This window comes from Chryseolinea sp. H1M3-3 (assembly GCF_029360725.1).
Taxonomy (GTDB): Bacteria; Bacteroidota; Bacteroidia; order Cytophagales; family Cyclobacteriaceae; genus Chryseolinea.
Genome location: NZ_JARKMY010000018.1, coordinates 740,716 through 756,222 on the forward strand (window position 1 = coordinate 740,716; position 15,507 = coordinate 756,222).

Consider the following 15,507-nt stretch of genomic DNA (forward strand, 5'->3'; position numbering starts at 1 on the left):
TTGTGGATTTGTACTTGATTGTGCAACGCAGCCTGGCGGAACGTAAATATTCGCGAGCTGATTTTAATTACAAGATAAAGCAGAAGTGAAAAAAATCAAACTCCCTGAATCCCGGCGGAATTAACTGTACATAAATCTCGTTGGTCAAAGCCCACCAGAAACAAATAGCCTGCTAGTTGTTTAATGACTTATAATAAGCGCAAACATCTTTCATCACGCATTCAGCGTGCTTTGGGTTCGTCGGACGGCAAGTTTCGCGCCCTAGAAAAGAGATCGCCATGCCGGCTTCTCCCCAGTCCTTGGGATCGAGCACATCCATCATTTGTTTTTCGATTTTCTTGGGGTCAGTACCGGTAGCAATGCCGAGGCGGGGAGCTACCCGAACGACGTGGAGGTCCACAATAATACCCGCTGCTTGCACGCCAGATTCGCGCATAATGACATTGGCAGACTTGCGGCCAATGCCGGGAAGCGCGGTCAGTTCTTCCATGGTCAGTGGAATATTTTTGTCGTCTTTAACCTGAGCTGCGAGACTCATTAGCCACTTCGACTTGTTACCGAAGTTTCGGACTTTACCAAGCAACGCATGCAAGTCACCCTCCTTCGCCCTTGCGAGCGATTTGACGTCTGGAAATGCTTTAAAAAAATCAGGAGCAACTTTATTGATGTGTGCATCAGAATCCTGCGCTGCCAGGATCACCATTACCACCAGTTGGTAGGTGTTACCATAGTCTAGAGGAAACTTTTTCCCTTTGTATTTTTTGATAAGGGGTTGAATATCCTTTTGCCAATTTCTGTCCGCCATATGCTTTTGTATTGAATGGGCATGAAAGATACGGAGCTTAGCATTGCGTGACAACCGGAATTTTCATATCGCCGCAGCGAAGGAGGATCATTATATCAATTCGCTGAAACCGGCTGATCTGAAGTTAACCGCAGCAGGTGTGTTGGCCATGCGGGTTGTGGTATTTAATTATATTCGTAAAAGTTTAACTTTTATGCGACGCATATTATTTTTCATGATCCTCGTTGGCTTTGCCGTTTCCCTTCAGCGATGTGATATTGAGGGAACATGTGGTACTTACCGCCTTATTACGCAGATTGATCTTCATCAAACCAACGGTGGGAATGCGACATTCATTTATCATCCTGATGGATCACTTCAGAAGGTATCAGGTCGTTATCAGCGCGATGACAACTTTTTTTATGATGCCAGTGGGCGATTGATCCGGGCAGAGGTAGGCAGCGAGAACGGTGGAACATTTTTGTTTGCGTATGATGCGAAGGGACGCGTGATTTCAATGCGCCAGGAAGCGGACTTTATTGATTCAACTGTTTTTGTGTATGACGATAGCGACAGGGTGGTCAAAACCATTTTCTATAAGGTCAATCCGGAAATTTTTTACTACTACGATATTGAATACCCGGATGCAAGCACCGTAAAGAAAACCGTTTACTTACGGGATCCGGACACAAAGGAGTTTAGATTAGGTTATGTTGATACTTATACGATGGATAATCATCCGAGACCTCACCCGCAAGAGTACTATCTCTACCAGTTTCCAATAGAAGAATTTTTTCTTCCGCATAATCCGATTTCCATTCAAAGTACGTATGCAGGTGGCAAGGTGATCACGAAATCGTTCACGTATAATGCAGCCGGTTATCCCGTTTCGGAAGATGACTTGTTTACCTATGTCTATGGTTGTGAATGATAATGGATATTAGTCTTGCACAAACGGTATGCGTAGGAACCGATAAGAAGTGAGAGGTGCCAATCGCTATTGATAGATAAAAGTATATCCACCACGTTGGTATGACATTAGTTAACTGATCTATAAAACCGCCTTTCGAGTAAGTCATTCACGAAATGAATATGATAAATATAGCGACTTCATTTACTGTCCGCAATCAGACATTATCATGCGCATCCGGACGCGTGGGTTAGAAGGAAATGCGCATGGCGCGTATTCAAGTGATTAATCTATATGGCAGATTTCTTGTATTAGGAACCAAAACCTAAGCCATGATTAAACATTTCTTCAAGATTGCTTTGAGAAATTTAGAACGTCACAAAGCATATTCCCTGATCAACGTCATTTGCCTGGGACTGGGAACTACTTGTGCGATCTTGATATTTACTTTCGTCAGGTATCATACTACGTTTGATAACTTTCATACCAAAAAAGGTCGGATATATCGTATTACCACTGAATTTCACCAGGATGTGATAGCCCGGGAGCCGAACGTCCCCCAACCTATCGGAAAAGCATTTAACGAAGATTATTCCTTTGCCGAAAAAGTAGGCATGATATACAGCACTTCTGATCTGCTTGTGACGCTGCCGTCTTCCGAAGACAATAAGAGATCTAAGGAGAACGTAGCTTTCACGCAACGGGAGTTTTTTGATATACTCGATTTCCCATTAATACAAGGCGACAAAAGTACAATCCTCACCGAGCCGAACACGGCAGTTGTTACGCAGCGGATTGCAAGGAAATATTTTGGCGATCAAAACCCGGTTGATAAACTCATCCGCGTAAATAACAAATGGGACTTTAGAATTACCGGAGTCTTACAAGACCTGCCCATCAATACCCATCGACGGGATGAAATTTATTTATCATACAGCAACCTGAAAGATCACAATTCATGGTTGGCCGGCGATAGTTGGAGAGGTGTTGCCGGAGGAATGCATTGTTTTGTTTTGCTTAAACCTAATGTTTTACCCTCGGACGTAGATCAAGCTTTCGCTACGCTCTCAAAAAAATATTATAATGAACGGGATGCAAAAGTATTTCAGTTCAAGCTCCAACATATAGCAGACATACATTTGAATCCCGCGTTGGAGGGCTATGTAGCTAAGAAAAATTTATTGGCTTTGTCGCTGATCGGCGTTTTTTTACTTATAACGGCTTGTGTGAATTTTGTCAATCTGGCTACTGCGCAGGCACTCGGCCGGTCTAAAGAAATTGGCGTTAGAAAGGTATTGGGAAGCAGGCAAAAACAACTCTTCTGGCAGTTTATCGCCGAGACAGCATTGATCACAGTTATGGCATTGGTGTTAGCACTTGCCTTAGCTCAATTGGCACTCCCTTATTTAAATCAGCTCTTCGACGTACAACTTCAGCTCAACATCTTCCACGACGTTTACATGGTTGCCTTTTTACCTATCCTGCTTGTTGTCGTAATCTTGCTTTCCGGGTGTTATCCTGGATTAATACTCGCAGGATTTCAACCTGTTCTGGCGTTGAAAGGGAGGCTATCACAAAAACACGTCGGAGGTATCTCCATGAGGAAAGGACTGGTCGTTACGCAATTTGCAATCTCACAGTTGCTCATCATTGGTACCATTGTAATCGCAAATCAGATGCGTTACTCGCGGCAGGCAGATTTAGGTTTCCAGAAAGATGCTATCGTAATGTTGCCAGTGCCTGAAAGAGAAGCCACAAAAATAAGTACCCTTAACACCGAAATGTCCAGGATAGCCGGGGTGGAAAAGGTTGCCTTTTGCAGCGACGCGCCAGCATCGACCGGGTGGGCAAGTGTGACTGTTCGGTTTGACTCGCGTACCGCAGAAGAGGATTTTGATATTTCTGTGAAAGCAGGTAACGACCAATACCTTTCGACGTTTGAACTGCAACTAATTGCAGGAAGAAACTTGCAGCCTTCTGATACTGTTCGGGAATTTCTCTTGAATGAGACTGCTGTAAAAAAACTTGGTATACGCTCACCCCAAGAAGCGGTTGGAAAAAAAATGCAAATTGGCCTCAGCAACAGCAAAGGAACTGTGGTTGGTGTGGTGAAAGATTTTCATAATAATTCCTTCCATGAAGCGATCGATCCGCTTTGTATCACCACCTCCAACGATTGGTATTTCACTTGCGCCATAAAAATAACTGCTGCAAATGTTTCGCATACCATAAGCGTTGTTGAAGACGTTTGGAAGAAAACTTTTCCTGATCAGGTGTATGAATATAATTTCCTCGATGAACAAATTGCCCAATTCTATGAACTCGACAACATGATGCTGAAACTTATCCAGGCCTTTGCCAGTATTGCCATTCTCATCTGTTGTCTTGGATTATATGGATTGGTTTCTTTTATGGTTGTTCGGAAAACAAAGGAGGTGGGTGTCCGGAAGGTGCTAGGTGCCAGTGTTGAGAACATCGCATGGTTATTCGGCAAAGAATTTATTCGTCTTTTACTCCTGGCTTTTGTAATTGCCGCGCCCTTTGCATGGTGGATCATGAATAATTGGCTGGATACGTTCGCCTATCGGATTCAGATCGGAGCGGGAATTTTTATCCTGGCAATATTGATCACATTTGCTGTGGCCGTGGTTGCTGTTGGATACAAGTCTATGGTTGCAGCGCTGATGAACCCGATACAATCGCTACGAAGCGAGTGACGATATGATGAAAATTATGTTCTACTTTTTTGGAATAGAGGCTAACTATCCCTATTCGGAAACAAAGTTGTTTGCTCATATCTGCATTCGAGGGTTACTATAGGATTTCCACATATCCCTCTGTGCCGTGGACACGAATTTGCTGACCGTCTTTTATCAGCTTGGTAGCATTTTCTACTCCGACAACTGCCGGCAAGCCATATTCACGTGCGATAACGGCGCCATGAGTCATCAATCCGCCAACTTCCGTAACCAGACCCTTTGCCGAAACAAACAACGGTGTCCAACTTGGATCGGTAAAAGAAGTGATTAAAATATCACCAGTTTCTAAATTGGCATCTTCCATCTTCAGGATTACCCGTGCCCGTCCCTCCATCACTCCTGCTGAAACTGGCAAACCTACCAATGCTCCAGCCGGGACGTTATCCCGGTTGTATTTACCCGTTACAATTTCCCCATCGGACGTAATCACTCGTGGGGGAGTTATTTTTTCGTAATTCTTGTAAGCATCTTTTCGCTTGCCAATGATCTGGTAATCGAGTTCATTCGTGCGTACAACTTCACGAAGTTCTTCGAAAGTGAGGTAGTAAATATCTTCTTTTTCGTGAATAACCTGGCGTTGCGTTAGTCGTTCAGCCTCCTTTAGTAATGCCTGTTTGTAAACGAAGTAACGACTTACGATGCCATATTTTGGATACTCGCGATAACCGCTGAAATTCCTGACCTGGTCGATCATTCGTTTTGTTTCTTTGACTTTTTCTTCACCATCCGGCAATTCTTTTAATCTATCCAATAGTTCTTTTTCTTTTTTCAAGGACTCCCGTCGCCCCTGGTCAAATCTACGTTGACTAGCCCCGGGCTCAAAGTTTTTGATATTGCTGAGAATTATGGGGACAAGTGTAATCGGTCTTTCACTCCAACGCGTTTTTGTTATATCGATTTCTCCCACACACCGCATTCCGTATTTATTTAAATATGCATTGATCGCATCTTTGGCCTCCTGCCCGCCTTTTAGTTTCACCAAGTCATTCAGAAAATTATTATTATCATTCTGCAGGTTTTGCAAGTAGTCGATTACTTCCGCGTAAGGCCGGATCACATCCGCAACATCCAACAGTGCCAGACCCATTTCAGAAGTAATATTGTTAGGCACAGACTGAGCAAGTACGTCGGCGGCATTCGTCTCATCCAGCCACGCTTTCATTTTTTCATTGATCCATATGGCAGCATCGATGGTGCGAAAGATTATTCCCATGCTTTGCGGATCAGCTATAAGTTTCTTTAACTCCTGCGTGTTTTCAACGATGAAATCCAATAGATCGGTACCAGATTTCGATTGAATGTCTTGTTTGAGAGCTTGCAGCGCATTTTGATACCTGCTGATGCACGACGCAGCAATGGCTGGATCGTTCCCTGTATCTAACGGATCGCTGGCTACTGTGGCGCTAAAAGGCGAATTTGCTTTACCACTGCCAGTACCTGATACGTTATTCTCAACCGGAATAGGTTTTATAAAATCCTCTCGCCCCACGATAGTCAGGAGGGCGTCTTTCACAAGCGGGTCAAATTTTCCCAATCGTTCTATTACCATGTGCCTGGCAGGTGTAGCCAGCATAGGTGTGACATCGGCAAATAATCTTCCAGCCGATACCCGCATCGTTGCGTTGGTTATCAAGTTATAAAAGGACAATCCCAATGGCTTTATGGGGTCCGTCATCATTTGTTGATGTCCGACGGATAGGTAAATGTGATTTTCCTGATCATTCAATTCAGCCTGGTCCCACATGGTTATTCGTCGGGGGATGGGAAATAAAGTTGTAATGGGTCGACTTTGAACGACATAAATCTGGGAGCTATTGGCTCCATCATCGGCCAGACACCATTCAATGTCCTGCGGCTGGCCAAAATGTTTTTCGATTTTTCGCCCTATGCTTTCAAGTTGCAATATCTCTTCGTCTGTTAAGGTTTGTATGTTCTGTTTCCCTGGCTCAATTTTCTGTTCTTTTGTACCGCCATCCTTTGATGCATAAATGGCAAGCCTCTTGGTGGAGATTGTCTTATCGATAATTTCACCATTTCGAACTTTATAAACGTCTGGGTTGACGAGGCCGGACACCAATGCCTCACCAAGTCCCGGGCTGGCCTCGATAGACAAAATTTTTCTGTTACCCGTGATCGGGTCGGCAGTAAATAAAATACCTGCTGCGCGTGGGAAAATCAATTTCTGCACAACAACCGAAAGGTAAACCTGTCTATGGTCGAAGCCATTTTTCATCCGGTAGATTACCGCCCGCTCGGTAAATAGTGATGCCCAACATTTGCTGACGTGTTGAAGAATCGCTTTCCTTCCAGAAATATTCAGATAGGTATCCTGTTGGCCGGCGAAAGATGTACTTGGCAAATCCTCTGCGGTGGCGCTTGATCGAACTGCAAAAGTATTTTCTTCACCAAATTTCACTATGTGCTGCGTTATCTCATCCGCGATGCTATCAGGTATTACGACACCTTCGATCACGTCGCGAATTCTTGCACTCGTTTCGCTAATGCGCTTCCTGTCATCAACGCTCAGCGTAGTCAACTGGACTAGCAAGGAGCCAAACTCTTTATTCTTTTCCGTGACTTCCTTAAATGCTTCAGTGGTGACACAAAAACCATCAGGAACTTGAATCTGACTGCTATCGCGTCCTGCTATTCTGAATAGCTCTCCTAAGTTGGCACCCTTGCCGCCAACTTTCGCAACCTGTGCGCTACCTATTTCCTGTAACTCTAAAACGTATGAATTTTTCTTGTTCATTCCCTCCCCTTTCCGATTATCTGTTATCGAGTTTATTTGCTGTCTCATTCATTATTCCAATTGATTTTGTGAGATAAATTCTGACAATCTCAATCTCTTTTTCCGTGAATGAAGCGGTAAGTTTTTCCGACATGCTTCGGAAATCTTTATAAAGAGGTTCAAAAAGTGCCATGATGCTTTTGATGTTGGGTTCGATGATTACCTTTCGTCTGTCGTCTTTGTCAAACCTCCGTTTCACCAGCTTTTTCTTTTCAAATCGGTCGATTAAGCCTGTGATCGCACCGGTGGTCAGTCCTGTCAAATTCGAAAGCTCACCTGCAGTCATTTGGCCTCTTTCAATGAGAAATCCCAGGTACCTATGATCCGTGCCCGAAAACCCAGCTCTTCGCGCAACAGCTTCGTGCATCTGGATAGAGGAATAAGCATATTCTTGTACCAGTTTCCTTATTTGCTTAATGGTCTCGCTATCCATATTATCTTGATAATTAAATATCTTAGACACTAAGATATTTAGCGTTACCGGATTTGCAAAGTATTTTTTTGGTAAAAACGAAGATCACTCACAAACCAGAGGATATGCTGTTGGAAAAGATGGAATTCAAATTTATGTGCGTTATTGTCCGAAATGATACACGCATCCACAAAGAAGGTAATGTTTAATACGAAGTCTAAGGCATTCGAAATCCATTTCCTAACGTCAGCCCATCTGAGTCAGTCTAATACAGTTCATTCTTGCAAAAAGCCATTCACCTGCCGAATTAGTTGAATCACCGTCATCGTGGTTTTTTCTAGCCTGATTTTTAAATCGCGGAGTTTCAGATTCAGATATCCCATCCGTTGTCATTTGATCTTTATATCTTTTCGAACACCGTTGCAGGAATCGTTCGCAGTGATTAATCATTACATCACCTATGATTATTGTTTGAGATTGAGAACCTTTGCGTTGTGGATTGAAAACGCTTTGACACGTGTCAATGAGATAATCAATCCATTACAGTCAGCATCCAAAAGAACCTTATTGGGCTACCGGATGTACTGGCAGAATTTTTTAAACTACTTCGGCCCTGGAGCCATTTTTTATATAGGAAACAATGAACTGGACAACAATATACATTACGGGAAGACCGAAATTTCAAGCGGAAGTGCGTAAGAAGCTATCGCATTCGAGCCTTGATTTCATCCCTGGCTACATCGACACCAATACGCCTACCGTTAGCAATGATCTTTACTGGCTAAATGATCAAACCAGCATTCGTGAAATGAAAGAGGCTATCGGAAGCAAACTCGTATGGAAATACAGGTTGAAATTTTACACAAGTCTGGAGGATTTTCTTCAATCGAATGATAACGCCGCCAATGCGGCTGCACTAACCCAGGATGATCTTGACCTCATAGCCCACATGCGTGAAGTAGCTTGATCGAAAGGGCACCAAGCCTATTCGTCACTTGGTCGCTTACTCAGCAGCGGTAACGGTTATCCAATGCATAAATGGTCCTTGCTTTAAGGCGGTTAAATATACCAAGCTGTCCATACCTACGGGTATCAACCACCTATATGAATACCACCGCCCCTGCGCATGTTCATCGGGTTGAGTTGCTTATTCAGGGAATAAGTAAAACTGATGATAAAATAACGCCCCAGAGAATTGACGGTCGTTTGCTCAATATAGTTCAAGTCGGCAGTCTGTTTTACACCTAATGCCTGATCGAGGAGATTGTTCACAGACAGTTTTATTTCACCAGCCTTGCTTTTTAGAATAAACCTAGAAAACGCTAAATTCAAAAGAGGGATAGCCTCATGAAAATTCGTACTCTTGCTGTCATATATCAGGTAGTCAAAACTTCCACTCAGTTGATAATTCTTTCCAAGACTAAGATTTGTTTCAGCTTTAAATGTCTTGTTTAAATATTTTTGATCGGCTTGATGGAATTCATATTTTGTTTGTTGATGCGCCACCTGTGCGCTAAGCGAAAAATCAAAAGTCTCCTTGTAGCGGTAGTCATACCTGAACCTGCCACCGATGTTGCGTTGAACAATATCATATTCCAATTCATCGAAGACGCTAGGCCCGCGCTGGTCAAGTACATTCCCGGTAATGCTGAAACGATTGTTCAGATTCACAAGGGGAAACGTAAAAGTAATATCAGACCGGATTCTGAGATTGTCGCTCACATTGACTGGTGACGTCGTCCGGATAAAGTTTTCGATGGATACAGCATTTGTGATGGCATCCATGGTGTAATCGACATCGACAAAGGCAAAAAGACCGACCATTTTACCGGGATCAAAGCTGTTGAAGTGCAATCGCCAGCTTTGCTGATAAGCGGGCCGAAGCGTTGGGTTGCCCGTGTAAGGATTTAGAGGATCACTATTGTCCACGACAGGCTGCAATTGCTGAATGGTCGGCTCCTGCACCGTGGTCTCGTAATCAAAATTCAGGTGCTTCGTACGGGAAAAATCATAGTTGAAACGAGCCACTGGCAAAAGATTACTGAAGGCGTTGGATATCTCCGCATCGTGCAAGTGCAAGTACCCGCTCAGTTGTGTCTCCTGAAAGCTTGCACCAATCGTTAAAGCTAAATATTTACGGTTCATCTTAAAGTTTACGCCAGTCCTGTGGTATGTATAATCACTGTTATATTGGCTGCTTAGGCTGTCGTTGAACGTCTCGCTGTCGTTGCGTAAATCATAAACCGGCCTTTCGACATCATTCTTATTTTGCCGGAAACTGTAGTAGGATTCTACATACTTTCTGTTACCCAATGGCTCGATGTATGTAGCCGTCGCGCCATACGAAAGGTTTTCGGATGACTGATCATTTCGCTGGCGAACTGTTTCTTCGCTTGAAGCATCTTCATACCGGTAGGTCGCATCCAGAAAGCCATTACGATCTATTTGTGACAATCCAAATTCCAGGTTAGCAGAAAATGTCCGCCCTTTATTATTGAACCTGTGCTTGTACAGAAGATTTGAGTTCAGATTTGCAGCAGATCCCTCTGAAACAGCATGACTTTCATTCTCATTCAGGATGATGCTCTGCGGAGAAATATTTTCGCTGCTTGTTGTTGAATTGGTCCGTGTGTTGCTCAAAGAAAAATTGGTGGAAAGACGCAATAAATTTGTCGAATCTATCTTGTGATCAAGGACCACATTTAGCCGGTGATTTTCATTAGTATTGTTCTGCCGAGTCTGCTCGGTATACAGGAAGCTACCCTGTTCAAAAAAGTTTTCTCTTGAAACGGACTGTAGCTTATCGTGGTCGAGAAAGTTATAGAAGTAGCTTGCGTTGATCTCTGATTTCCTGCTTAATTCATTATTCAGATTGACACCGCCAGCATACGTGGTTAGGATGCCGTTCGCACGGTTTCCAAAATTCAATGGTATCCCATTTTGATTATCGCTGTTTACCCGCACCCGTACCTGTCCGCCACCCATCATTTGCTGTCCGGCACTTGTGAAACTGATGTAGTCTTCAAAAGAGAAACCTGCATCGTTCACATTGTTTCCCATCGCCAACGATGAAAGTTGATTTCCCTTGTTGAAGCGATTTATGTTTGCCTTCGCCTGAAAGCGATCGTCGGTTCCGTAGCCTGCCGTTATCTTTCCGAATGCTGCACGTCTCTTTTCTTCCTTTAACTCAAGGTTAATGGCCTTTTCACGCTGACCATCATCAATACCAGAAAAAATAGCCTGATCGGATTTACGGTCGTGCACCTGCACTTTATCGATAGCGTCGGCGGGAAGATTGCGAGTCGCCACCTTCGGGTCTTTTCCACCAAAGAAGTCTTTTCCATCGACCGTTACACGTTTAACCTGTTCGCCTTGCGCGGTTACATTTCCTTCGGCGTCAACTTCAACACCAGGCAGTTTCTTAAGAAGATCTTCAACGTTAGCGTTGGGCGCGATTTTGAAAGACGTTGCATCAAATTCAATGGTATCTTTTTTTACGACGACAGGGATGTGGTCTTCCACGACGACTTCATCGAGCGTTGTTTTTGCAACAATCATTTTTAAAATACCCAAGTCAATTGAAGCGTCTGAATTGTCGCGAAGGTCAATTTCTTTCGTGTATGTCTTATATCCCACGAAAGTCACTTTTAAATAATACGGTATCCTGTCAACGCGTGTGAGTTTAAAAATGCCCTGCTCATCGGATGTAGTAAAATTTACCAGCGAAGAATCTGCCTGCTTCAATAGCATTACTGTAGCGGCCGGCAGCAAGGTCCCGGCGGAATCGGCTACCACTCCATGAATGGTGAGTTTCTGTCCGAAGGCAAGATTGGCAAGCAAGCAAAGCGGCAACAAATAAATCTTTCTCACGGTAGTGTTGGTGGCGCCACGGACCAATAGCCGTTGCGTTATGTTTAAAATGAAATTATCGAATTATAATATTGGCACCATTGGCGCGGCTGCGTTCTTCATGCGCTTCCATAATCTTTTTGAATTCTGTACGTGTAACCTTAGTACCGCGGTGAGGCTTTTTGAGCTCATGCTTTTTAAGAACACGCCTGTCTAATTTTTTTGCGGTAATGACACGTTCACCGCTATTTATATCAACTTCCAGGATCGCGCCCGGTAGCGTATTAAAGATTTCAGGACCCAAGTATGGCCTCAGCTCAGGCGTGTACCAGGCCACAATTTCCTGTTTCCGGTCGATGTCCTGGTACATCGCCTGACGACACGTGAAACCCATTACCGTCCTTGTTTCGGTCCCAAATTTCCAGGGCGGCAGCTTTAGTGAATCTTCAATGAGATATTCTTTGCCCATAACCTCCTGCTGCGTTATTCGTGTGGATGTCGCATGATCAAAATACATCTCAACTGGGGGTTGATGAAAGCGCATCTTCACAGGCTCTTTGGAAAAATCCGGATCTTCTTCGACATCTTCTTCAACAGGTTTGTACAAAGATTCAGCACCGCGAAAGAAGAGCTGGTGCTGGCTGGTTCGGAATTCCGGCATCATGCTTTTCATCTTTTGCCGGTCTTCGGGGAGTGTCCGATGCATATTAATTTTCACTTCGTAGTCAATAACCCCTTCCGTGTCCGGCGTGAACACGATATGCCCAGCAGCAAGTGAGACAAGGGCACCAAGAACCAACAATATTGTTTTCATCATAGCATGAGTATTAATTCCGTGATTACCATGTAAAGCTACCGGTATGGATGACGCTAATGGGTTAAAGGTTCTGAATGGAATGTTAATTAAGGTTAAAACGTACGTGCATTGCCGGCTACGGCATTACCTTTAGGATTCAAAAAGGATTTAAGATTTTCAGCATCATGAAAGCACCAAAAAAAGCAATTGCGCTTTGTTTGATGATTAGCAGTCTGCTAATGCTGGTGGTGCTACAATCGCTTTGGCTGAAAAACTCATATGAAAATGCATACCACCGTCTTAGCCGCGAAAGCTTCAGTCTCTTTAGTAGTACGGTATTGGCACTCCGGGATTCCCTGTTTGTTCGAAACATACACGTGGCACCAGCTGATAGTTTAAGACCGCCCTCATTGGCCCAATTCCACGATTCACTCTTCTCCATACATGGAAACTCCGATACGATAAAAAATTTAAGAATTCACATTGAATCCGTTGGACCACTTGACTCAGGTGTTAATTTTCTGAGACCCCTGGCCTCATCGTTGCACCGACTTAAAAGGAGGGAAATTTTTTACATCAACGCCGGACATAATGCATTAAACATCGACACGCTAACCAATCACTTTAAAAAAAGCCTGGCTTCGTCCAATATATATCTGCCGTTTTCGGTTAAACACCTGGAGGAGAACAACGATCAAATCTCGCAGAACAAGCGTCTTGGACGATGGAATAGCCTCGATGAGACCCCCCAGCGCCCCTACAATGACTCAATGATCATGCGACTCCGGCTTGATCCTATGAACAATTATCTGGTTGTGTTTCCAACCATTCGTGCTGCACTGTTAAAGGAAATAGCGCCGCAAATTCTATTTTCAGTTTTCCTCACCAGCGTTATCGTTGTTTCATTTCTCATGATGTACCGGAGTTTAAGGTCCCAGGAATTATTGAACATCGCCAAGAATGACTTTATCAGCAATGTAACGCATGAATTGAAGACGCCGGTGGCAACAGTGAGCGTGGCGCTGGAGGCATTAAAAAACTTTCAGGTCCTCGGAAACCATGAACGCACAATTGAATACCTGGAAATCGCACAGGGGGAACTCAACCGCCTTACGCTCATGACCGATAAAATTCTAAAGACATCATCCTTTGAGGCTAATGGAATTTCACTTATAAAGGAAATGGTGAACTTGGACACCATTGTCCGAGAAGTGATCGCAGCTCTAAAACTCGCATTCGAAAAAAATAATGTACGGGTGACCTATACGCCAAGTGGAAACAACTTCCAAATCATGGGTAATGAAATGCACCTGACAAACGTTGCCTACAACCTCCTCGATAATGCGTTAAAATACGGAGGAAAAAATACAAACCTCGACGTTGTCCTTAGAGAATCGGATGGAATTATAGAGTTCATCGTGCGCGACTATGGTATCGGGATTCCGGCCAGTTATCAAAAAAAGATCTTTGAAAAATTTGTAAGGGTCCCCACCGGCGATATCCATAATGTTAAAGGATATGGACTTGGATTGAATTACATTGACAATGTCGTCAAAAAACTTGGTGGAAAAATTGAATTGGAGAGCGAAGTCGGAAAAGGAAGTTCATTTAAAATCGTGTTGCCTAAATAAGCAGTTGGTCGAACATTTGTGAATATATGATGCGTACGAAAATACTCTATGTAGAAGATGAGCCATTCCTTGGTAGAATTGTCAGGGAAAGTCTTGAAAGCCGGAACTTCGAAGTATGCATGGCGCATGACGGAAAGGATGCTGTTGATATTTATAAGCAGACACAGCCGGACATTTGCGTGCTCGATATCATGTTGCCATTTAAAGATGGATATACCATCGCAAAGGAGATCCGACGATTGAATAAAACAGTACCCATTATTTTTGTTACTGCAAAAAATGAAACGGAAGATGTTGTAAAAGGCTTTGAAACTGGTGGGAATGATTACATACGCAAGCCATTCAGCATGGAGGAACTGATCATCAGAGTATACAATTTGTTGAACTTGTCGGCGCAACGAATCAAAAAAATACCTGAAAATATTCAGCTTGGAAAATATGAATTCATTCCCCTTCGCTATGAACTAAAACTTGGATCCACCGCAAAAAAACTTTCTCATCGCGAAAGTACCCTGTTACAATTGCTTTCCGAAAACAAGAATACCACTGTGTTGCGAAAGGAGATACTTATTAAGCTTTGGGGAGATGATTCATTTTTCAATTCACGTAATCTCGATGTATATATCACTAAACTTCGAGATTACTTAAAGGCTGACAAGTCGATCGAAATTATCACCATAAAGGGAATCGGATACCAGTTTACGGTGGGGGACGGGGATATTTGAAGAGTTACCAAATTATTGCAACATGAAAGGAGTTCACCGCCGCACTTTTTTTCTAGTCTGGAAATGATACGTAATGGCTACCTGCGTCGTACTGACCTTGGTGTAGAACGGGTAGCTTTGCTGTTGTGTTTTATACCTATGCGCTACCTTCGTCATCGAAGTTGAATTAATCACTGCGATGTCGAGCCGCCAGAGGATTAACCCGATCCCAACGTCTCTGTTCACAACAATACGCTTGCTAAAAACATCGTGCAGATTATTGTAAATCTCTGATACTTCTGGCGGCACCGTCTGAAACGTAACGTTTCCACGCCGAACCGGAAAAGCGAGTGAAAATGAAATTCCACCTTTTATGTAAAATGGTCGTAATACCGCAAATTCTGCGTTGACAGGAACCGTGAACACAGTACTCCTGGCATCGCCAGCAAACCTGTATCCTAGACTCCACTGCGGCGGCGTGTAGTTGACATAGTAGTCGTACCAGATTTCGTAATAACGCAGGCCTGTCTCAAGATTTAGGCGCTTCAATATCTGCCAATTCACGAGCAAGTACAACGAAAGCCGCGGCTCGTTTTGTGGATCACCATAGTCAATGGTAACATAATGCGCCTGTCGTATCGCAAATTCATTGGCATGAAATAGCTGATCCGCTGCGCCTATCCCAACCTGATAGGAAAGGTTTCTCTTTTTATCGGTGCTATCAGATCGTTGGAGTGCAGTACCTTTTGCGCGGAAGATACGATCATAATATTGGCCGTACGTATTACTGCAACGACCGATGATCAGCAGCAAACAAATAAAAAATGCACGGTTTGACAACATTCTCATGTTTTAAGAATTGGCTTGGTGG

General features: G+C 43.5%; 11 protein-coding genes. 5 read left to right on the forward strand and 6 right to left on the reverse strand.

Annotated features, from left to right (window positions below; all coding sequences use genetic code 11):
- Positions 1-172 precede the first annotated feature (172 nt).
- The gene (gene nth, locus P2W71_RS27130) at positions 173-805 is read right to left on the reverse strand and encodes an endonuclease III (protein WP_276374595.1); all 633 of its coding nucleotides are present in this window, start codon (positions 803-805) and stop codon (positions 173-175) included.
- Between the two features lie 193 nt (positions 806-998).
- Between nth and P2W71_RS27135 the strand changes: the two genes are divergently transcribed.
- The gene (locus P2W71_RS27135; RefSeq protein ID WP_276374597.1) at positions 999-1,715 is read left to right on the forward strand and encodes a hypothetical protein; all 717 of its coding nucleotides are present in this window, start codon (positions 999-1,001) and stop codon (positions 1,713-1,715) included.
- 311 nt (positions 1,716-2,026) lie between these two features.
- Positions 2,027-4,411 carry an ABC transporter permease gene (locus tag P2W71_RS27140; protein WP_276374600.1) on the forward strand — a complete coding sequence of 795 codons (2,385 nt, stop codon included), beginning with the start codon at positions 2,027-2,029 and terminating at the stop codon, positions 4,409-4,411.
- Positions 4,412-4,508: 97 nt separating this feature from the next.
- On the opposite strand, the gene ppsA is transcribed toward P2W71_RS27140, so the two are convergent.
- Positions 4,509-7,253: a phosphoenolpyruvate synthase gene (gene ppsA, locus P2W71_RS27145; protein WP_276374603.1), complete on the reverse strand. Its 2,745-nt coding sequence runs from the start codon at positions 7,251-7,253 to the stop codon at positions 4,509-4,511.
- Positions 7,222-7,707, reverse strand: coding sequence for a helix-turn-helix domain-containing protein (locus tag P2W71_RS27150; protein WP_346659978.1), 486 nt, complete (start codon positions 7,705-7,707; stop codon positions 7,222-7,224). The genes ppsA and P2W71_RS27150 overlap by 32 nt, the downstream gene beginning before the upstream one ends.
- Positions 7,708-8,296: 589 nt before the next feature.
- On the opposite strand from P2W71_RS27150, the gene P2W71_RS27155 reads away from it, so the two are divergent.
- Positions 8,297-8,623 carry a hypothetical protein gene (locus tag P2W71_RS27155; protein WP_276374605.1) on the forward strand — a complete coding sequence of 109 codons (327 nt, stop codon included), beginning with the start codon at positions 8,297-8,299 and terminating at the stop codon, positions 8,621-8,623.
- A gap of 125 nt (positions 8,624-8,748) precedes the next feature.
- Here the strand turns inward: P2W71_RS27155 and P2W71_RS27160 are convergent, their stop codons facing one another.
- Together P2W71_RS27160 and P2W71_RS27165 are read right to left on the reverse strand one after the other, a co-directional pair.
- Positions 8,749-11,526 (reverse strand): outer membrane beta-barrel protein, encoded by a 2,778-nt coding sequence (locus P2W71_RS27160; protein ID WP_276374607.1) that lies wholly within the window; start codon positions 11,524-11,526, stop codon positions 8,749-8,751.
- Between the two features lie 55 nt (positions 11,527-11,581).
- Positions 11,582-12,322: a GLPGLI family protein gene (locus P2W71_RS27165; RefSeq protein WP_276374609.1), complete on the reverse strand. Its 741-nt coding sequence runs from the start codon at positions 12,320-12,322 to the stop codon at positions 11,582-11,584.
- Positions 12,323-12,486: 164 nt separating this feature from the next.
- Between P2W71_RS27165 and P2W71_RS27170 the strand changes: the two genes are divergently transcribed.
- Both P2W71_RS27170 and P2W71_RS27175 read left to right on the forward strand, forming a co-directional pair.
- Positions 12,487-13,932, forward strand: coding sequence for a HAMP domain-containing sensor histidine kinase (locus P2W71_RS27170; RefSeq protein ID WP_276374612.1), 1,446 nt, complete (start codon positions 12,487-12,489; stop codon positions 13,930-13,932).
- 26 nt (positions 13,933-13,958) lie between these two features.
- Positions 13,959-14,657, forward strand: coding sequence for a response regulator transcription factor (locus tag P2W71_RS27175; protein ID WP_276374614.1), 699 nt, complete (start codon positions 13,959-13,961; stop codon positions 14,655-14,657).
- A gap of 33 nt (positions 14,658-14,690) precedes the next feature.
- Here P2W71_RS27175 and P2W71_RS27180 read toward each other — a convergent pair whose 3' ends face one another.
- Positions 14,691-15,485 (reverse strand): TonB-dependent receptor, encoded by a 795-nt coding sequence (locus tag P2W71_RS27180; RefSeq protein WP_276374617.1) that lies wholly within the window; start codon positions 15,483-15,485, stop codon positions 14,691-14,693.
- Positions 15,486-15,507 lie beyond the last annotated feature (22 nt).